This window comes from Shinella sp. R2-11, from assembly GCF_055330205.1.
Genome location: NZ_JBVAPC010000005.1, coordinates 80,363 through 98,382 on the forward strand (window position 1 = coordinate 80,363; position 18,020 = coordinate 98,382).

General features: G+C 66.0%; 21 protein-coding genes. 6 read left to right on the forward strand and 15 right to left on the reverse strand.

The features are described 5' to 3' along the window. Positions 1–77 precede the first annotated feature (77 nt). Positions 78–752, forward strand: coding sequence for a response regulator (locus tag ACZ1A1_RS14605; RefSeq protein ID WP_234187436.1), 675 nt, complete (start codon positions 78–80; stop codon positions 750–752). Continuing rightward, positions 749–2,137, forward strand: a complete 1,389-nt coding sequence (locus ACZ1A1_RS14610; RefSeq protein WP_463620474.1) for a sensor histidine kinase — start codon at positions 749–751, stop codon at positions 2,135–2,137. The genes ACZ1A1_RS14605 and ACZ1A1_RS14610 overlap by 4 nt, the downstream gene beginning before the upstream one ends. Here ACZ1A1_RS14610 and ACZ1A1_RS14615 read toward each other — a convergent pair. After that, positions 2,134–2,775 carry a LysE family translocator gene (locus tag ACZ1A1_RS14615; protein WP_313194752.1) on the reverse strand — a complete coding sequence of 214 codons (642 nt, stop codon included), beginning with the start codon at positions 2,773–2,775 and terminating at the stop codon, positions 2,134–2,136. The two genes, ACZ1A1_RS14610 and ACZ1A1_RS14615, sit on opposite strands and share 4 nt — an antisense overlap. A gap of 172 nt (positions 2,776–2,947) precedes the next feature. Between ACZ1A1_RS14615 and ACZ1A1_RS14620 the strand changes: the two genes are divergently transcribed. Then, positions 2,948–3,433 carry a MarR family winged helix-turn-helix transcriptional regulator gene (locus ACZ1A1_RS14620; protein WP_313194753.1) on the forward strand — a complete coding sequence of 162 codons (486 nt, stop codon included), beginning with the start codon at positions 2,948–2,950 and terminating at the stop codon, positions 3,431–3,433. Positions 3,434–3,505: 72 nt separating this feature from the next. Here the strand turns inward: ACZ1A1_RS14620 and ACZ1A1_RS14625 are convergent, their stop codons facing one another. Continuing rightward, positions 3,506–4,729: an argininosuccinate synthase gene (locus ACZ1A1_RS14625; protein WP_203316753.1), complete on the reverse strand. Its 1,224-nt coding sequence runs from the start codon at positions 4,727–4,729 to the stop codon at positions 3,506–3,508. 185 nt (positions 4,730–4,914) lie between these two features. Here ACZ1A1_RS14625 and ACZ1A1_RS14630 point away from each other — a divergent pair, with 185 nt between their 5' ends. After that, a complete protein-coding gene (locus ACZ1A1_RS14630; RefSeq protein ID WP_463620475.1) occupies positions 4,915–5,766 on the forward strand; it encodes an SDR family NAD(P)-dependent oxidoreductase in 852 nt (283 codons plus the stop codon). Positions 5,767–5,836: 70 nt separating this feature from the next. Further along, entirely contained in the window at positions 5,837–6,478 is a 642-nt protein-coding gene (locus ACZ1A1_RS14635; protein WP_463620476.1) for a LysE family translocator, read from the forward strand. 8 nt (positions 6,479–6,486) lie between these two features. Here the strand turns inward: ACZ1A1_RS14635 and ACZ1A1_RS14640 are convergent, their stop codons facing one another. The 9 genes from ACZ1A1_RS14640 to ACZ1A1_RS14680 all read right to left on the reverse strand — a co-directional run bounded on the left by ACZ1A1_RS14640 (position 6,487) and on the right by ACZ1A1_RS14680 (position 14,652). After that, a complete protein-coding gene (locus tag ACZ1A1_RS14640) occupies positions 6,487–7,281 on the reverse strand; it encodes an ABC transporter ATP-binding protein (protein WP_463620477.1) in 795 nt (264 codons plus the stop codon). Further along, positions 7,281–8,159 carry an ABC transporter permease gene (locus ACZ1A1_RS14645; protein ID WP_203316757.1) on the reverse strand — a complete coding sequence of 293 codons (879 nt, stop codon included), beginning with the start codon at positions 8,157–8,159 and terminating at the stop codon, positions 7,281–7,283. The genes ACZ1A1_RS14640 and ACZ1A1_RS14645 overlap by 1 nt, the downstream gene beginning before the upstream one ends. A 121-nt stretch (positions 8,160–8,280) precedes the next feature. Then, entirely contained in the window at positions 8,281–9,234 is a 954-nt protein-coding gene (locus ACZ1A1_RS14650; protein ID WP_463620478.1) for an ABC transporter substrate-binding protein, read from the reverse strand. Between the two features lie 302 nt (positions 9,235–9,536). Further along, positions 9,537–10,766 (reverse strand): dual-specificity RNA methyltransferase RlmN, encoded by a 1,230-nt coding sequence (gene rlmN / locus ACZ1A1_RS14655; protein WP_463620637.1) that lies wholly within the window; start codon positions 10,764–10,766, stop codon positions 9,537–9,539. Positions 10,767–10,993: 227 nt separating this feature from the next. Beyond that, positions 10,994–11,497, reverse strand: a complete 504-nt coding sequence (locus ACZ1A1_RS14660) for an invasion associated locus B family protein (RefSeq protein ID WP_415215411.1) — start codon at positions 11,495–11,497, stop codon at positions 10,994–10,996. Between the two features lie 305 nt (positions 11,498–11,802). Further along, the gene (locus ACZ1A1_RS14665) at positions 11,803–12,192 is read right to left on the reverse strand and encodes a YkvA family protein (RefSeq protein ID WP_463620479.1); all 390 of its coding nucleotides are present in this window, start codon (positions 12,190–12,192) and stop codon (positions 11,803–11,805) included. An 87-nt stretch (positions 12,193–12,279) separates the two neighbouring features. Next, the gene (locus ACZ1A1_RS14670) at positions 12,280–12,588 is read right to left on the reverse strand and encodes a 4a-hydroxytetrahydrobiopterin dehydratase (protein WP_463620480.1); all 309 of its coding nucleotides are present in this window, start codon (positions 12,586–12,588) and stop codon (positions 12,280–12,282) included. 69 nt (positions 12,589–12,657) lie between these two features. Continuing rightward, positions 12,658–13,383 (reverse strand): beta-ketoacyl-ACP reductase, encoded by a 726-nt coding sequence (phbB, locus tag ACZ1A1_RS14675; RefSeq protein WP_313194763.1) that lies wholly within the window; start codon positions 13,381–13,383, stop codon positions 12,658–12,660. Between the two features lie 87 nt (positions 13,384–13,470). Then, positions 13,471–14,652: an acetyl-CoA C-acetyltransferase gene (locus ACZ1A1_RS14680; RefSeq protein WP_463620481.1), complete on the reverse strand. Its 1,182-nt coding sequence runs from the start codon at positions 14,650–14,652 to the stop codon at positions 13,471–13,473. Positions 14,653–14,943: 291 nt separating this feature from the next. Here ACZ1A1_RS14680 and phaR point away from each other — a divergent pair, with 291 nt between their 5' ends. Further along, a complete protein-coding gene (gene phaR / locus ACZ1A1_RS14685) occupies positions 14,944–15,522 on the forward strand; it encodes a polyhydroxyalkanoate synthesis repressor PhaR (RefSeq protein ID WP_313194765.1) in 579 nt (192 codons plus the stop codon). Positions 15,523–15,555: 33 nt separating this feature from the next. Here the strand turns inward: phaR and ACZ1A1_RS14690 are convergent, their stop codons facing one another. The 4 genes from ACZ1A1_RS14690 to mtgA all read right to left on the reverse strand — a co-directional run bounded on the left by ACZ1A1_RS14690 (position 15,556) and on the right by mtgA (position 17,947). Continuing rightward, positions 15,556–15,963, reverse strand: a complete 408-nt coding sequence (locus ACZ1A1_RS14690) for a hypothetical protein (protein WP_119259039.1) — start codon at positions 15,961–15,963, stop codon at positions 15,556–15,558. Between the two features lie 153 nt (positions 15,964–16,116). Then, positions 16,117–16,302 (reverse strand): 50S ribosomal protein L32, encoded by a 186-nt coding sequence (gene rpmF / locus ACZ1A1_RS14695; RefSeq protein WP_119257782.1) that lies wholly within the window; start codon positions 16,300–16,302, stop codon positions 16,117–16,119. A 145-nt stretch (positions 16,303–16,447) separates the two neighbouring features. Beyond that, the gene (locus tag ACZ1A1_RS14700; protein WP_463620482.1) at positions 16,448–17,095 is read right to left on the reverse strand and encodes a glutathione S-transferase family protein; all 648 of its coding nucleotides are present in this window, start codon (positions 17,093–17,095) and stop codon (positions 16,448–16,450) included. 69 nt (positions 17,096–17,164) lie between these two features. After that, a complete protein-coding gene (gene mtgA / locus ACZ1A1_RS14705) occupies positions 17,165–17,947 on the reverse strand; it encodes a monofunctional biosynthetic peptidoglycan transglycosylase (protein ID WP_463620483.1) in 783 nt (260 codons plus the stop codon). Positions 17,948–18,020 lie beyond the last annotated feature (73 nt).

Genomic DNA, 18,020 nt, shown 5'->3' on the forward strand with positions numbered 1-18,020 from the left:
CGCATGACCTTGCCAAAGCGGACGCCCGTTCACAAGAGCGCCCGCCGCCGCTAAATTCGCCGTGGGAGGACGAAGACGTGCGCATTCTACTGGTCGAGGACAACGAAGCCCTCGCGGACGGCCTTTCCGCCATCCTCAAGGGCACCGGCCATGCCGTGGACGTGGTGCGCGACGGCGCCTCGGCCGACGCAGCCATCGCCTCGGAGAATTTCGACCTCGTCATCCTCGACCTGACGCTGCCGGAAATGGACGGGCTCGACGTGCTGCGCGCCATGCGCGCCCGCTCCAGCAAGGCGGCCGTCCTGATCCTGACGGCGCGCGGCGCGCCGGAAGAGCGGGTGCGCGGCCTCGATCTCGGCGCCGACGACTACATGATCAAGCCTTTCGACATCTCCGAATTCGAGGCGCGCGTGCGCATGCTGCTGCGCCGGCAGGCGGGGCTGCGCTCCTCCGCCATCGCCTTCGGCGGCATCGCGCTCGACCTCAATTCCCGCACCTTCTCGGCCGAGGGCGTGCCGCTCGACATTCCCGCCCGCGAGCTCGGCCTCCTCGAAATCCTCTTCATGCGCGCCGGCAAGGTGGTCGCCAAGGAAGCCATCATGCAATCGCTCGCCGCCTTCGACGACGACCTGTCGGCCAATGCCATCGAACAATATGTCAGCCGGCTCAGGAAGCGCCTCGCCCCGCACGGCCTCACCGTGCGCACCGCCCGCGGCATCGGCTACTATCTCGACAAGGCGGCGGCCGCTTGACGCTCCTTCCCGCCGCCTCGCTCCGCCGCCGCCTCCTCCTCTGGCTGCTCGTCTCGACGGCCGTGATCGGCGTCGTCGCCCTCGTCGACACCTATAACGAGGCGGTGACGACGGCGAACAACGTTTCCGACCGCGTGCTGGCCGGCTCGGCGCTCGCCATCGCCGAGCGCGTCGTGGTGACGGAAAACGGCGCGCTGGAGGTCGACATCCCCTATGTCGCGCTGGAAATGCTGACCTCGGCCGCGCAGGACCGCGTCTTCTACCGTGTCGACGGCCCGCCCGGCCGCTTCATCACCGGCTACCAGACCCTACCGACCATCGCCGAGATGGGCGGCCGGTCGATCGGTTTTGCGGATGCGACCTTCCGCGGCGAGCCGATCCGCATCGCCGTGCTCCAGCGCTCCGCCTCCACCGGCATCAATTCCGTGCCCTTCGCCGTGACCGTCGCCGAAACCACCATCGCCCGCCGCCAGTTGACGCAGACGATCCTCCTGCGCTCGGCGCTGCGCCTTGCCATGATGATCGCCGGCGCGGCCGCCATCGTCTGGATCGCCGTCACCGTCTCGCTGCGCCCGCTCTACAGGCTCGGCGACGCCATCGCCGAACGCAGCCCGAACGACCTGCACCCCATCGAGCAGCGTGCGCCGAGCGAGGTGCAGGGCCTCGTCGACACGGTCAATTCCTTCATGGTGCGCCTGCAATCGGCGCTGGATGCGCTGCGCCACTTCTCCGGCAATGCCAGCCACCAGCTCCGCACGCCGCTCGCCATCATCCGCACCCAGCTCGCGCTGGCGGGCCGGGCGGCGACGCTGGAGGAGGCGCAGGAGGCCGCACGCAAGGGCGATGCCGCCGTCGCCCATGCCGAGCGCATCCTCGCCCAGCTCCTGCTGATGGCGAAGATCGACGCCGCCGGCTCCAACGAGCCGCAGAAACTCGCCGCCATCGACATCGCCGCGCTCGCCCAGCAGCTCACCGCCGACCGCGTGCCTGCCGCGGCAGAGGCCGGCATCGACCTCGGCTACGAAGGCGACGGCCCGGCCTTCGCCCGCGTCGAGCCGCTGCTCTTCGGCGAATTGCTACGCAACCTCGTGGAGAACGCCATCGCCTATGCCGGCCGCGGCGCGGAGGTGACGGTGAGCGTGCGGCAGGAAAGGGATGCGGTGCGCCTCACGGTCGAGGACAACGGCCCCGGCATTCCGCCGGGGCGCCGCACGCTCGCGCGCCAGCGGTTCGCGCGCGGCGAGCATCGCGATGCGCCCGGCATGGGGCTCGGCCTGCCGATCGTCGAGGAGATCGCCGCGCTGTTCGACGCGGCGATGACGCTGGAGAGCGGCCGAGCCGGCCGCGGCCTTCGCGTGGCGATCCGCTTTCCGGCCGCCGGCTAGGGCTTGCGCCAGCCGAGAAGGCCGGGCGCGGCATGCCAGATGGCCTGCACGGCAAAGCCCATGAAGAGAAGGCCCGACATGCGCACGATGGCAAGCTCGTGGCGGCGGTAGAACCGGCGCACCAGGCTGGCGCCGATGATCACGACGAGAACCCCGTCCGCCAGCAGGAAGCCGACCAGCGAGGCGCTGAGGAGCAGCGGCAGCGCCTGGAAGTCCAGCGCGTTCGAGGAGCTGGCGAGCAGCGCCGTGAAGGTCGCGAGCGCCACGGGATAGCCCTTGGGATTGGTGAGGCCGAAGATCAGGCCGCGGCGCAGCGGCCGCTCGACCGCCAGCATGGACGCGCCATCCGAGCGCCGGCTCGCCCGCAGCGCCGACCAGCCGAGCCAGGCGAGATAGAAGCCGCAGAACAGCCCGAGCACGTCGAAGACCGTGGTGCCGATGGTCTTCGCCCCGACGATGGCGACGAGCGCGAGGCTCGACCAGACCATGTCGCCGGCAAGATGGCCGCCGAGGAAGAGCGCGCCTGCCTTGCGCCCCTGCCCCGCGCCGATGCCGAGCAGAGCGAGAAACGCCGGCCCGGGGATGAGCACGTAGAGCAGGGCAGCCATGAAGGCGCCGAATAGCATGGAACCGGTCATTGGGAATCCCCTCGAATTTCAGGCATTCCAGTCTGCCGCGCGGCTTTCGTCAAGGTGGGTCGGCGGGCGTTTTTTCGCCGCGCAGGGCAGCCATGCATTGCCGCCGCAGCTCGGCGGTTGTCCATTCCCCCGCCAGCCAGTAAGGAAAACTTACAATAGCCAGAAAGTCATCATGTCCACGCGCCCCGATCCCGATGCCCTCGGTTTCGTCCTTATCGACGTTGCCCGCATGCTGCGTAGCGCCTTCGAGCGCCGCATCGCCACCGCCGGCCTCGGCCTCACGCCGGGCGAGGCCCGCACGCTCGTGCGCATCGCCACGCTGGAAGGCAGCCGCCAGCTCGAGATCGCCCAGCAGATGGGCATCGAGCCGATGACGCTCTCCACCTATCTCGACCGCCTCCAGAGCCTCGGCTTCATCGAGCGCCGGGCCGACCCGGCCGACCGCCGCGCCAAGCTGATCCACACGACGCCGGCCGCCGCCGAGGTCATCGCCCGCATCCGCGTCGAGCAGCTCGAACTGATGCGACTGGTGACGGGCGGCATCGGCGAGGACGACCTTTCGCTGATGCATGAGCGCATGAAGCACCTGCGCGCCAACCTCTCGGCCCTCGAGGAAGACGGCGCCGCCCTTTCCCTCGCAAGGCAGGCGCTCCGCTAGCGCGGCCCATTCCAAACGAAAAACCCGCCGCCGTTCCCGGCAGCGGGCTTATCATCCGCGATGCGAGACCGCTCAGCCGCGCTTGTTGCGGGCGGCGAGCGTGCGCAGGCGCAATGCGTTCAGCTTGATGAAGCCGGCGGCGTCCTTCTGGTCGTAGGCGCCCTGGTCGTCCTCGAAGGTGACCAGCTTGTCGGAATAGAGCGACTTCGGCGATTCGCGGCCGGTGACCATGACATTGCCCTTGTAGAGCTTCAGCGTCACTTCACCCTCGACATGCTCCTGGCTCCGGTCGATCGCGGCCTGCAGCATCTCGCGCTCCGGCGAGAACCAGAAGCCGTAATAGATGAGCTCCGCATAGCGCGGCATCAGCTCGTCCTTGAGATGCGCGGCGCCGCGGTCGAGCGTGATCGATTCGATGGCGCGGTGCGCGGCGAGCAGGATCGTGCCGCCGGGCGTCTCGTAGACACCGCGCGACTTCATGCCGACGAAGCGGTTTTCCACGAGGTCGAGGCGGCCGATGCCGTTGTCGCGGCCATAGTTGTTGAGCGTCGCCAGGATCGTCGCCGGCGACATGCGCACGCCGTTGATCGAGACGGCATCGCCCCGCTCGAAGCCGACCTTGATGACGGTCGCCTTGTCGGGCGCCGTTTCCGGCGAGATGGTGCGCATATGCACGTATTCCGGGGCCTCGACGGCCGGGTCTTCCAGCACCTTGCCCTCGGAGGAGGAGTGCAGGAGGTTCGCGTCGACCGAGAACGGCGCTTCGCCCTTCTTGTCCTTGGCGACCGGAATCTGGTGCTGCTCGGCGAATTCGAGCAGATGCGTGCGGCTCTTGAACGACCAGTCGCGCCACGGCGCGATGATCTTGATGTCGGGGTTCAGCGCATAGGCGGAAAGCTCGAAGCGGACCTGGTCGTTGCCCTTGCCGGTCGCGCCATGCGCGATGGCGTCGGCGCCGGTCTTGGCGGCGATCTCGATGAGGTGCTTGGAGATCAGCGGGCGGGCGATGGAAGTGCCGAGCAGGTAGACGCCCTCATAGACCGCATTGGCGCGGAACATCGGGAAGACGAAATCGCGCACGAATTCCTCGCGCACGTCCTCGATGAAGATCTCCTTGATGCCGAGCATCTCGGCCTTCCTGCGGGCCGGTTCCAGCTCCTCGCCCTGGCCGAGGTCGGCCGTGAAGGTCACGACTTCCGCGCCGAGTTCCGTCTGAAGCCACTTCAGGATGATCGAGGTATCGAGGCCGCCGGAATAGGCGAGCACGACTTTCTTCACGTCTTTATGTGATGCCATGATGATGAGGTCCGTTGCATGAAGGGCCGCAGCAAACCCGCGAAAGCCCGGTGTCGCGGCACTTTTAGCGAGATTGGCGCGCGGCGCAAGGGCAAGGCCCGGCGCATCGTGACGCAAAGCGGGTTTGACGGCGCCGCGCGCCTCCCCATATTCGGGGAAAGTGGACCATGGAAGGGGACGATCCCATGACGACCATCGAGGATATCATCAAACCCGCCAATGTCGCCGTCATCACCGGCGGCGCCTCCGGCATCGGGCTTGCCGCCGCAAGGCGCTTCGCCGAGGCCGGCATGTGCGTGGCGCTGGCCGACCGCAACGCCGACCGGCTCGGCGAGGCGCGCGCCGAACTCGAAGCCATCGCCGGCGAGGCGAACATCATGGCCGTCGAGACCGACGTCGCCCACCGCCACGAGCTGGAAGCGCTGGAACGCGCCGTTCTCCAGCGCTTCGGCCGCGTGCATGTGCTGATGAACAATGCCGGCATCCAGCCGGACACCTCCATCTTCAGCGCCGAGGCCAACTGGGACCATATCCTCGCGGTCAACCTGATGGGCGTCATTCACGGCACGCAGGTCTTCGGCCCGAACATGCTGGCCCATGGCGAGCCCGGCCTCATCGTCAATACCGGCTCCAAGCAGGGCATCACCACGCCGCCCGGCAATCCGGCCTACAATGTCTCGAAAGCCGGCGTGAAGGTCTTCACCGAAGCCCTCCAGCACGAACTGCGCAACACGGCGGGCGCGAGGATCTCCGCTCATCTGCTGATCCCCGGCTTCGTCTTCACCGCCCTGACGCAGGGCGAGCGCACGGAAAAGCCCGACGCCGCCTGGACGCCGGCCCAGACCGTCGACTTCATGCTGGAAAGCCTTGCGCGCGGCGACTTCTACATCCTCTGCCCGGACAACGATGTCGCCCGCGCCCTCGACGAGCGCCGCATGGCCTGGGCGATGGGCGACATCATCGAGAACCGCCCGCCGCTCTCGCGCTGGCATCCGGATTACGCGGAGACGTTCAAGGCCTTCGCCGAACGTCCCTGAGAGCGTTTCGGCTGGCAATTTTCCGAAAGGCGGATAAGAGTCGCCTCTTTCCGCCCTTCAGAGGATCGCCATGGACTTCGTGCCCGCGCTTGCGACGCTCATCACCTTCGCGGCGGCGACGCTGCTTCTGGCCGCCACGCCCGGGCCGGATATGACGCTCTCGATCAGCCGCGCCCTGTCGCAGGGCCGCGGCCCGGCGCTCTACGTGGTGCTCGGCACCTGCCTCGGCATCCTCGTGCACACGCTGCTCGTCGCCTTCGGCATCTCGGCCCTCATCGCCGCCTCGCCGACGACCTTCACCATCCTGAAGAGCGGCGGCGCGGCCTATCTGCTGTGGCTTGCCATACAGGCGATCCGCCACGGCACCAGCCTGACGATCAAGGCGGCCAGCGGCCCGCGCGGCACGGCGCTCGCCAGCATCTCCACCGGCTTCTGGGTGAACCTGCTCAATCCGAAGGTCGTCATCTTCTTCGTGACCTTCCTGCCGCAGTTCGTCAGCGCCGGCGATCCCCATGTCACGGGCAAGCTGGTCTTCCTCGGCCTGTTCTTCATCGCCGTCGGCATACCCGTCAACGTCGCGGTGATCCTTGCCGCCGACCGGCTCGCCGGCTGGCTGCAGCGGAACCCGAAGGCGCTGCGCGGCCTCGACTACACCTTCGCGGGTGTCTTCTCGGTCTTCGCCGTCAAGATCTTCCTCACGCAGGCGCGCTAACCCCCGGGTCAGCCGATCAGCAGGGCATCGTCGTCGAGCGTCTGGCCGCGCATCTTGCGGAACATGGCGATCAGGTCCTCGACCTCGAGGTTCTTGCGGTTGTCGCCGGCGACGTCGAGCACGATCTCGCCACCATGCAGCATGACGGTGCGGTGGCCGTAGTCGAGCGCCTGGCGCATCGAATGGGTCACCATCAGCGTCGTCAGCTTGCGCTCGGAGACGATCTTCTGGGTGAGGGTCATGATGAACTCGGCCATGCCCGGGTCGAGCGCGGCAGTGTGTTCGTCGAGCAGCAGCACGTCGGAGCCGGCGAGCGTCGCCATGACGAGCGAGACCGCCTGCCGCTGGCCGCCGGACAGAAGGTCCATCCGGTCGCGCATGCGGTTCTCGAGCCCGAGATTGAGCTCGGCGATGCGCTCGCGGAAATGCGCGCGGCGCTGCGGCCCGAGCGCCGCGGCAAGCCCGCGCCGTTCGCCGCGCCGGGCGGCGAGCGCAAGGTTCTCCTCGATGGAGAGCGCGCCGCAGCTGCCGGTCAGCGGGTCCTGGAAGACGCGCGCGACGCGGCCGGCTCGCGCGGCGGTGCCCTGGCGGGTGACGTCGGTGGTGCCGATCTTCACCTGCCCCTCGCTGGCGATGACGTCGCCGGCGAGAACCCCGAGCAGCGTCGACTTGCCGGCGCCGTTCGAGCCGATGACGGTGACGAACTGGCCTTGGTCGATGGTGAGGCTGACGCCGTTCAGCGCCTGCTTTTGCAGCGGCGTGCCCTTGCCGAAGACGACCTTGATATCGGAAACGGAGATCATCAGGCGGCTCCCCCGCGGCGAAGGCGCGGCAGCACGAGCGCCACGGTGACGAGCAGGGCCGTCACGAAATTGAGGTCCGAGGCCTGAAGGCCGAGCACGTCAGAGGAGAGCGCGAGCTGGATGGCGATGCGGTAGAGGATCGAGCCGATGACGCAGCCGATCAGCGCCATCAGGATGCCGCGTGCGCCGAACAGCGTCTCGCCGATGATGACGGCGGCAAGGCCGACGACGATGGTGCCGACGCCGGACGTCACGTCGGCAAAGCCGTTGGTCTGCGCGAAGAGCGCACCGCCGAGGGCGACCAGCGCGTTGGAAAGCGCGATGCCGAGATAGATCTGCTTGTTGGTATTGACGCCCTGCGCGCGGGCCATGCGGGCATTCGCCCCTGTCGCGCGCATCGAAAGGCCGGCATCGCTTTCGAGGAACCGCCAGACGACGATGACGGCGACGACGACGAGGATGCCGACGAAGAGCGGCCGCACGTAGAAGTCCCTGAGGCCGAGGCCGAAGAAGGGGCTGATCATCGTGTCGGCATTGATGAGCGCGACATTCGGCTTGCCCATGACGCGCAGGTTCACCGAGAAGAGCGCGATCATGGTGAGGATCGAGGCGAGCAGGTTGAGGATGCGGAAGCGCACGTTCAGCATGGCCGTCACGAGGCCGGCGACCGCGCCCGCTACCATGGCGACGGCGGCGGCGAGCCAGGGGTTGAGGCCGGCGATGATCAGCACGGCCGTGACGGCCGCGCCCAGCGGAAACGACCCGTCCACGGTGAGGTCCGGAAAATCCAGCACGCGGAAGGCAAGGTAAACGCCGATCGCGACGAAGGCATAGACCAGCCCCAGTTCGACGGCACCCCAGAAGGCAATCAGGCTCACGGCTCTCGGCTTTCCTTGTTCCCCTTCCGCCTCGCGCGGATGGGTCTTTCTAACAGATCAACCGCTGCCGGGCGATCCGGCAGCGGTTGATTCCGGTTGGCGATGTTCCGGGAACCCCGGATTATTCGATCACGCGGGTCGCGCGGCCGACGACGGCTTCCGGAAGGGTGACGCTCATCTTGGCGGCGGCGCCCTTGTTGACGACGAGGTCGGTGCCGGCGGCAACCTTCACGGCGATGTCGCCGGGGTTTTCGCCCTTGAGGATGCGCACGACCACTTCACCCGTCTGGCGGCCGACATCCTTGTAGTTGAAGCCGAGCGCCGCGATGGCGCCGCGCGAGACGGAATCCGTGTCGGCGGTGAAGAGCGGCAGCTTGGCTTCCACGGCAACGGCGACCGCGCCTTCGAGGGCGGAGATGATCGTGTTGTCCGTCGGGATGTAGATCGCGTCGGCGCGGCCGACGAGCGCGCGGGCGGCGCCCTGCACTTCGGCGGACTTGGTGGCGGCGGATTCGACGACCGTCAGGCCGGCCTTCCCGGCTTCTTCCTTCAGGACGGCGAGCAGCGAAACGGAGTTCGCCTCGCCCGAATTGTAGAGATAGCCGATGGTCTTGGCCTCGGGCAGGATTTCCTTGATCAGCGCCAGATGCTCGGCGACCGGCGACATGTCGGAAAGACCGGTGACGTTGCCGCCCGGCTTGTCCATGTCCTTGACGAGCTGCGCGCCGAGCGGGTCGGAAACGGCGGTGAAGACGACCGGAATGTCCTTCGTCGCGGAAACGACGGCCTGGGCCGACGGGGTGGAGATCGGCACGATGACGCTGGGGCTGTCGCCGACGAACTGGCGGGCGATCTGCGCGGCGGTCGCGGGGTTGCCCTGCGCCGACTCGTAGATGAACTTGAGGTTCTCGCCTTCCTTATAGCCGGCCGCTTCCAGCGCTTCCTTCACGCCGTCGCGGGCGGCGTCGAGCGCGGGATGTTCGACGATGGCGGTGACGGCAACCGTGACGTCTTCGGCCTTGGCGGGCAGCGCAAGCGCGAGCGTTGCAGCGGCGGCGAGCAGGATATGGCGCATGAATGGTCCTCCCTAGAATGATTTTAGGCCGTTTCTAGGCAAAACGGCCGTTCAAATCAATTCTTGGAATCGGTTGGGCCGATCATATTTTCTGATGGGCGGCCTTTCGCCCCAAGACGAGGGCGGACCGCCATGCCCACTCCCCTCTCCTTCGTCATGCGCGGGCCCGACACGAGCATCCATGTCGCGGGCGTCAAGTGGATTCTCGGCTCAGGGCCGAGGATGACGCGACGGGTGGGGCAAAGCTGGCGGCAGCTTCTTTTTGCAGAAAAATCCCCGAAAGGACTGAAGACGGAAAGCCCTCAGTCGTCCTCGCCGTGCCCGACGATCATCATGGCCTCGAAGGCCATGCGCTCGACCTTGCGCATGCGCTCGGATTCCGACTTGAGCTGGCCGCAGGCGGCGAGGATGTCGCGGCCGCGCGGGGTGCGGATCGGCGAGGCGTAGCCGGCCTGGTTGATGAAGTCGGCAAAGCGCTCGATCTGCTCCCAGTCGGAACACTGGTAATTCGTGCCCGGCCAGGGATTGAAGGGGATGAGGTTGATCTTCGCCGGAATGCCCTTGAGGAGCTGGACGAGCAGCTTGGCGTCCTCCAGCGTGTCGTTGACGTCCTTCAGCATCACATATTCGAAGGTGATGCGCCGCGCGTTCGACAGGCTCGGATAGGCGCGGCAGGCGTCGAGCAGCTCCTTCAGCGGATACTTCTTGTTGATCGGCACCAGCATGTCGCGCAGCTCGTCGCGCACCGCATGCAGCGAGATCGCCAGCATGACGCCGATCTCCGAGCCGGTGCGGTAGATTTCCGGCACAATGCCGGAGGTCGACAGGGTGACGCGCCGCTTGGAGAGCGACAGGCCGTCGCCGTCGGTGGCGATGAGGAGCGCCGTCTTGACGCTCTCGAAATTGTAGAGCGGCTCGCCCATGCCCATCATGACGATGTTGGAGACCTTGCGGCCTTCCGCCGGCACGATGGCGCCGGCCGGCGTGTCGCGGTCCGGGAAGTCGCCGAGCCGGTCGCGGGCAAGCAGAAGCTGCGAGAGGATTTCCTCGGCCGTCAGGTTGCGCACCAGCTTCTGCGTGCCGGTATGGCAGAAGGAACAGGTGAGCGTGCAGCCGACCTGGCTGGAGATGCAGAGCGTGCCGCGCCCCTCCTCGGGAATGTAGACCGTCTCGATCTCGACCGGGCGGCCGGCGCCGCGCGCGGGAAAGCGCAGCAGCCACTTGCGCGTGCCGTCGCTGGAGATCTGCTCGTCGACGATCTCGGGACGCGCGATGGTGAAATGCGTCTTCAGCATCTCGCGCATGTCCTTGGAGACATTCGTCATGTCGTCGAAATCGGAGACGCCGCGCACATAGAGCCAGTGCCAGAGCTGGCTGACGCGCATCTTCACCTGTCGCTCGGCGACGCCCTTTTCGACGAGCGCGCGGCCCATCTCCTCGCGCGAAAGGCCGATCAGCGTCGGCTTTTCGGCGGCCGGGATGTTGCGGACGACCGGCGCCTTGACGGGCGCGGCCGTGTTGAGAAAGTCCATGCTTGCCATCGGGTCATCCTCAAGAACAGGAAGCGCCTGCGCAGGTTTCCTGCGCCGCAAGCGGTCCATGCTCGACTGAAGTTCAGCGGGCCTTTCGGCGCCGACAGGTGCGGCGGAGGCCCAGTTGCGGGCCCTTTAGCATTGTTCCGGCGGAAAGTCACCTGTCCTGCAAAAGCAAAGGGCCGGCATTTCTGCCGGCCCTTCGTAAAGGAGAGAAGGTGCCGCGATCAGCGGCAGCCCTCGATCTGCTTCAGCGCCGCCGAGATGCCGGAGAGCGAATAGGAATAGGAGGTGCCGGTGCCGCGGCGCGACTTGGCCTGCACCGTCATCGACTTGCCGCCCTTCATGGCCGCGACGAGCGCCGGCTCCTCGGCGGCGTTCTCCACCCAGGCCGAATTGCCCTTGGTGAACATGACGAAGGTGCGGTTGTCGATCACGACATTGACCTTGGAGTTTTCCTGCAGCGGATAGCCCATCATCGCCTGCGGCTCGTAGCTGATGTTCTGGCCCGGGCGCTGCGAGACGAGGAAGAACACGTCGCCATGGTCGACGCCGGCGGGGTTCTTCTCCTTGGGAACGGAAAGGACGTAGCAGACCTTGCCGCCCTTTGCCTGGTAGGAATAGGCGCCCCAGGCATTGAACTGCTGAATGCGCGTCGGCGTCTGGGCCGAGGCAACGCCTGCGGTCGTCAGGACGAGGGCGAGTGCGGTTGCGAGCTTTCTTACGAACATGTTTTCCTGCCGGTTGTCTTGCCATTGATTTCCGGCCGAAAGCCCGAGCCTTCGATACCGGTGTCGGCCACGCATGATGACGATTTGATTTATTTTGACTTAATTCAGGTTACCAAACCGTCAACATACGCTCATTTTAAGAAGGTCATCCGCGCCGCACCGGGACAAGATTGCGTCGAATCTCCGCCGCTGCCTTCCTCGGGAAAGCGGGCGTGCCCAGTCCCCATTTGGTGAGATAGAACCCGTCGAAGTGCCTAAAGGCACAAGGAATAGGGCAAGAATTTGACCCGAACGGATGAAGCCGCCTATCCCGCGGGTTGCATGTTCGGCTCGTCCGCAAGCGCCTTGTCGGCGGCGGCATAATGGTCCTCGCGGATATGGCCGCGGATCGCCGCGAAGGCCGCCGTCAGCACGGCGATATCGTCGGAAAAGCCGACGAGCACGAAGAAATCCGGGATGCCGTCGAGCGGCAGGACGAAATAGGCGAGCGCGGCGAGCAGGATGCCGCGCACCTTCGTCGGCGTGCGGGGATCGAGGGCGCAATAGTAGGATGCGACGAGATCGCGGGAAAACGGCACGTAGCGCATCGCGCGCTTGAGAACCGGCCAGAACCGCTTCCTGACGCGCTCGCTCTGGCGCTCCTGTTCGGCCTCGTCTCCGGGCAGGAGGATTTCACCGATCTTCACGTCATCCATGCGGGGCCTCCTTCAGGCGGCGATGCCGGCCTCGAACGGGTGGAAAATCGTCCGGCGGAATTCATATGGGAATGCGATAACGTCCCTTCAACTCTTCGTGCGAAGCGCGGCCGAAGTCTCCATCGCCGAGGCGAGCTTGAAATCGAGCTCCGTCAGGCCGCCCGCGTCGTGGTTGGTGAGCCGCACCTCGACGCGGTTATAGACGTTGAACCATTCGGGATGGTGGTTGAACTTCTCCGCCGCCAGCGCCCCCTCGGTCATGAAGCCGAAGGCCTCGCGGAAATTGCGGAATTTGTAGCGCTTCTCGATGGCGATGCCGTCGTCCGAGCGCGTCCAGCCGTCGAGCGATGCCAGCGCCTCGGAAATCGCCGCCTCGCCGAGCTTTTCCTGTTTCATCGCACGTCCTCCTTGGCCCAATGACATGGAAACGGCGCCCGAAGGCGCCGTGTTCCGCTTTGGCAGGCGTCAGACGAAGAACTGGCCGCCATTCGCCGAAATGGTCGAGCCGGTGATGAAGCCGGCATCGTCCGAGGCTAGGAAGACGACCACGCGGGCGATCTCCTCCGGCTCGCCGAGGCGCCCGACGGGAATGAGCGGGATGATCCGCTCGTTCAGCACCTTTTCGGGGATGGCGCGCACCATCTCCGTGCCGATATAGCCGGGGCAGATGGCGTTGACGGTGATGCCCTTGGCCGCGCCCTCCTGCGCCAGCGCCTTGGTGAAGCCGAGATCGCCGGCCTTGGCGGCGGAATAGTTCGCCTGGCCCATCTGGCCCTTCTGGCCGTTAATCGAGGAGATGTTGATGACGCGGCCGAAATTGCGGTCGCGCATGCCCGACCACACCGGATGGGTCATGTTGAACAGGCCGGTGAGGTTGGTGTTGACGACGGCACCCCACTGGTCGGGCGTCATCTTGTGGAACATGGCGTCGCGGGTGATGCCCGCATTGTTGACGAGCACGTCGATCGGGCCGAGGTCGGCCTCGACCCTTGCGATCCCCTCCGCGCAGGATTCGTAGCTCGAGACATCCCATTTGTAGACCGGGATGCCCGTTTCCGCCTTGAAGGCGTTGGCGGCATCGTCGTTGCCGGCGTAGTTCGCAGCCACCTTGTATCCCGCGGCCTTCAGCGCGACCGAAATGGCTGCGCCGATGCCCCGCGATCCTCCCGTAACCAATGCTACCCTGCTCATGTGGCTCACTCCCCTTGGGCTGTTTTATGAGTCGACCCGTCGCCCCGCCGGCGGCGGGTCATGGCAAAGCAACTTGCAAGCGGATGCTTACATGCGCTCAACGCACATCGCCACGCCCATGCCACCGCCGATGCACAGCGTGGCAAGGCCCTTCGAGGCGCCGCGGCGCTTCATCTCGAAGAGGAGCGTGTTGAGGATGCGGGCGCCGGACGCACCGATCGGGTGACCGATGGCGATGGCGCCGCCGTTGACGTTGACGATGGACGGATCCCAGCCGAGATCCTTGTTGACGGCGCAGGCCTGGGCCGCGAAGGCTTCGTTGGCCTCGACGAGGTCGAGGTCGCCGATCTTCCAGCCGGCCCTTTCGAGCGCCTTGCGGGAGGCCGGGATCGGGCCCGTACCCATGATCTTCGGATCAACGCCGGCCGTCGCCCAGGAGACGATGCGGGCGAGCGGCTGGATGCCGCGGCGCGAGGCTTCCGCTTCGCTCATGAGAAGGGCGGCGGCCGCGCCGTCGTTGAGACCGGAGGCGTTCGCCGCCGTCACCGTGCCCTCCTTGTCGAAGGCCGGGCGCAGCTTGGCCATGGAGTCGAGCGTCGCGCCGTGGCGGATATATTCGTCGGCATCGACCGTCACGTCGCCCTTGCGGGTCTTGACGATGAAGGGAACGATCTCGTCCCTGAAGCGGCCCTCCTTCTGGGCGGCCTCGGCCTTGTTCTGCGAGGCGACGGCGAAGGTGTCCTGCTCGTCGCGCGAGAGCTGCCACTGCTTGGCAACGTTCTCGGCGGTGATGCCCATGTGATAGCCGTAGAAGGCGTCCGTCAGGCCGTCCTTGATCATCGTGTCGATCATCTTGAAGTCGCCCATCTTCACGCCGCCGCGCAGGTGCGCGCAGTGCGGCGCCATGGACATGGATTCCATGCCGCCGGCGACGATGATGCTCGCATCGCCCGTGGCGATCTGCTGCATGCCGAGCGCGACGGCGCGCAGGCCCGAGCCGCAGAGCTGGTTCATGCCCCAGGCGGTGGCTTCCTGCGGCAGGCCGGCCTTCATGGCGGCCTGGCGGGCCGGGTTCTGGCCTTCGCCGGCCGGCAGCACCTGGCCGAGGATCACCTCGTTCACCTCGCCCACTGCCACGCCCGCGCGCTCCAGAACCGCCGAGATCACGGTCGCGCCCAGTTCGTGGGCGGGCGTGTTGGCGAAGGCTCCGTTGAAGGAACCGACCGCGGTGCGGGCGGCGCTGGCGATGACGATGGACGGGGTGCTCATGGTATGATTCCTCAGTTCTGACAGCCATGCGGCCGGCCTTGGAACCGGGCCGGCGCACGAACGGCGCGAGCCCGGCGGTTCTCCCGAAATCAAAACTGGCAAAGCGAGACAGGAGAGTCAAACGGGATATCCGGTGCCGCTAAAATTTCATGCGGGGCAGGTGCAGCATGAAAATCCATGTTGCGCAGCATTGCTCGCCGCATCGCACAATTCGATTGTCACGGCGCTGCTTTTTGCCGATACTCGCCGGAACCAAAAAAGAAACAGGAATACGGGGATGAGGAGACCCTAATGGCCAGGAACGACGGTCAGATCGTCATCAAGAAATATGCGAACCGCCGCCTCTACAACACCGGCACGAGCACCTATGTCACTCTCGACGATCTTGCGGTCATGGTGAAGAAGGGCGAGGACTTCACCGTGCAGGACGCCAAGTCGGGCGAGGACATCACCCATTCCGTGCTGACGCAGATCATCTTCGAGCAGGAATCCAAGACCGGCAACACCCTGCTGCCCATCTCCTTCCTGCGCCAGCTCATCTCCTACTACGGCGACCAGATGCAGATGGTGGTGCCGAGCTATCTCGAGCACTCCATGCAGGCCTTCACCGAGCAGCAGGCGCAGATGCGCGAGCAGATCAACAAGACCTTCGGCGACACGCCGCTCGGCAAGAACCTGCAGGTGCCGATGCAGATCGTCGAGGAGACGGTGCGGCGGAACACGGAGATGTTCCAGCAGGCGATGAAGATGTTCTCGCCCTTCGCCAATGCGGCGCCGCAGAAGGAAACCCGCAAGGCCGAAGCCAAGGACATCGACGAGCTCAAGGAGCAGCTTCGCGCGCTCCAGACCAAGCTCGACAATCTCGGCTGACGAAGCTTGACCGGCGCGGGCCTTCCCGCGCCGTCAGAGCCCGATCGAAAGGTCGCGGCTCGCCGTGCGGATCGAGACCGCAAAGCCTGCGATGACGTCGATGAAGCAGATGGTCATCAGGATGAAGAAGATCTGCGTCGCCGCGCCCTGCACGAGCAGGAACTCGACCAGGAACACCACGAACAGCACCATCGAGAGCATGTGGTCGAGGAGGGCCCGCGAGCCCGGCCGCGTGGCCTTCAGGATCTCCACGAAGAGCAGAACGAGCGCGATCAGGATGAGAAGGTCGCCGAAGGCCATGGTCCAGGTCGTGCCGGACAGCATGTTGACCGCCATCACCTCGCTGTCGAGCACCGCAACGCCGCCATTGCCGAAGAGGCCGGTCATGGCGAGGTTGTAGAGGGCGAAGGGAATGATCAGCAGCGGTATGGCCAGAAGCATGGCGCGACGGTCTCCTATGGCTGTGCGGTGCGGCCAGCCCGTCCGATCGTCTTAACGGAAGAATCGGCTCAAGAAAACGTCACCTCGAAAGCGGCGCAAAAGAAAAGGCCCGGTTTCCCGGGCCTCGATCTCGGCTGATGCCGGAAACGCGGATTATGCGCTTTCCTTCGGCGTCAGAACCTGGCGACCGCGGTACATGCCGGTCTTCAGGTCGATGTGGTGCGGACGGCGCAGTTCGCCCGAGTTCTTGTCTTCAACGTAGGTCGAACCCTTCAGAGCGTCTGCGGAACGGCGCATACCGCGCTTGGACGGGGTCGTTTTTCTTTTCGGTACAGCCATTTGACTAACTCCACTTATCGGGCAAACACATCCCTACGGCACCGGACGGGCGACAGGACATGCCTTTTTCTCGGAAATTGGGCCGGCTTATACATGGCAAAACCCCGCTTGACCAGTCCCCGTGCGGATTTTTTCGACTCCGCCGTCAGACCTCGTCTTCCGGCACGATCCAGGGCTCGGCGAGCGCCGCCGCCTGCCACCTCTGCCAGGCCGGATGCGCCTTCATGCGCGCCATATAGGCAAGGATCGTCTCGTCCCGCGTCAGGCGATAGATCTCCAGCCGGTTGACCACCGGCGCATACATCGCGTCGGCCGCCGAGAAGCCGCCGAACAGGAACGGCCCGCCCGAGCGCGCCAGCGCGTCCTTCCAGATCGTCTCGATGCGGGCGACGTCCTCCGTCACGCCGTCGGCAAGGTCGATGCTGCCGGGCGTGCGGCGGATGTTCATCGGGCAGGCATTGCGCAGCGCACGGAAGCCGGAGAGCATTTCCATCGAGATCGCCCGCGCCTCGGCGCGCGCCACCCGGTCCTGCGGCCAGATGCCGGCCTCCGGAAAGAGCTCGGCGGCATATTCGATGATGGCGAGCGATTCCCACACCTTGACGTCGCCGTGCTGCAACAGCGGCACCCGGCCCGTCGGCGAGACCTTGCGGATTTCCGGGTTGCCGGCGGCGAAATCGAACGGGATCACCCGGTCGGTGAACGGCACGCCCGCCGCCGCCATGGCGATCCAGGACCGGAACGACCAGGAGGAATAGTTCTTGTTGCCGACATAGAGGACGAGGTCTGTCATCGGAAGCTCCTTCCAGCGGACCGGACCCTAGGCGCTCAGGACCCCGAGCGCCAATGAAAAGCCCTGAACTCACTCATAAAGGCACTTGATGTATTCGCCGGAGCGGCTTGCACGATGCTCGTTCAGCCGCGCCAGCCGCTGCAGGCCGCGGCCGGGCTTGCCGGCATTGCGCTCGTAGGGGTTGGGCAGCGAGACGGCGAGAAGCGAGGCCTGCCGGCGCGAGAGCTTTGCGGCCGGCACTTTGAAATGGTGCTGCGCCGCCGCCTCGATGCCGTAGATGCCCGGCCCCCATTCGGCGATGTTGAGATAGATTTCCATCAGCCGCCGCTTGCTCCAGACGAAATCCGCCGCCACCGCCAGCGGCACCTCCATCGCCTTGCGCAGGAAGGAGCGGCCGTTCCACAGGAAGAGGTTCTTCGCCGTCTGCATGGGGATGGTGCTCGCCCCGCGCGTCTGCTCGCCGGCCAGCGCCTCGTTCACCACCGCGCGCATCTCGCCCCAGTCGACGCCGGAATGGCGGCAGAACTGCCCGTCCTCCGACATCATGACCGCCTGCACGAGATTGGGCGAGATATCCTCGAAGGAAACCCATTGCCGGTCGTAGCCGCGCAGCAGCACGAGGTCGCGCAGCATCAGCGTGGAGACGGGATGGACGAAGGCGAGCGTATAGAGGAGGATCAGCGCATAGGGCAGCGCGATCGCGGCCGCCACGGCAAGGACCAGTCGGCGCCGGTTCCGGCGAAGCCGGCTCATCCAGCCGTCCCTCTCACCGGTTTCAACCTCCATGTCCGTCCGTGTTTCCGGTACGATGTCCAAGTGCCGGCGCCCATCCATCCCGCGTTGCGCCTTCATACCGTCCCGGCTCGGCAAAAACCAGCGCCGGGCCGCGATTCTTTGCCGCCATCCCGGCATTCCCGTTGCTTCG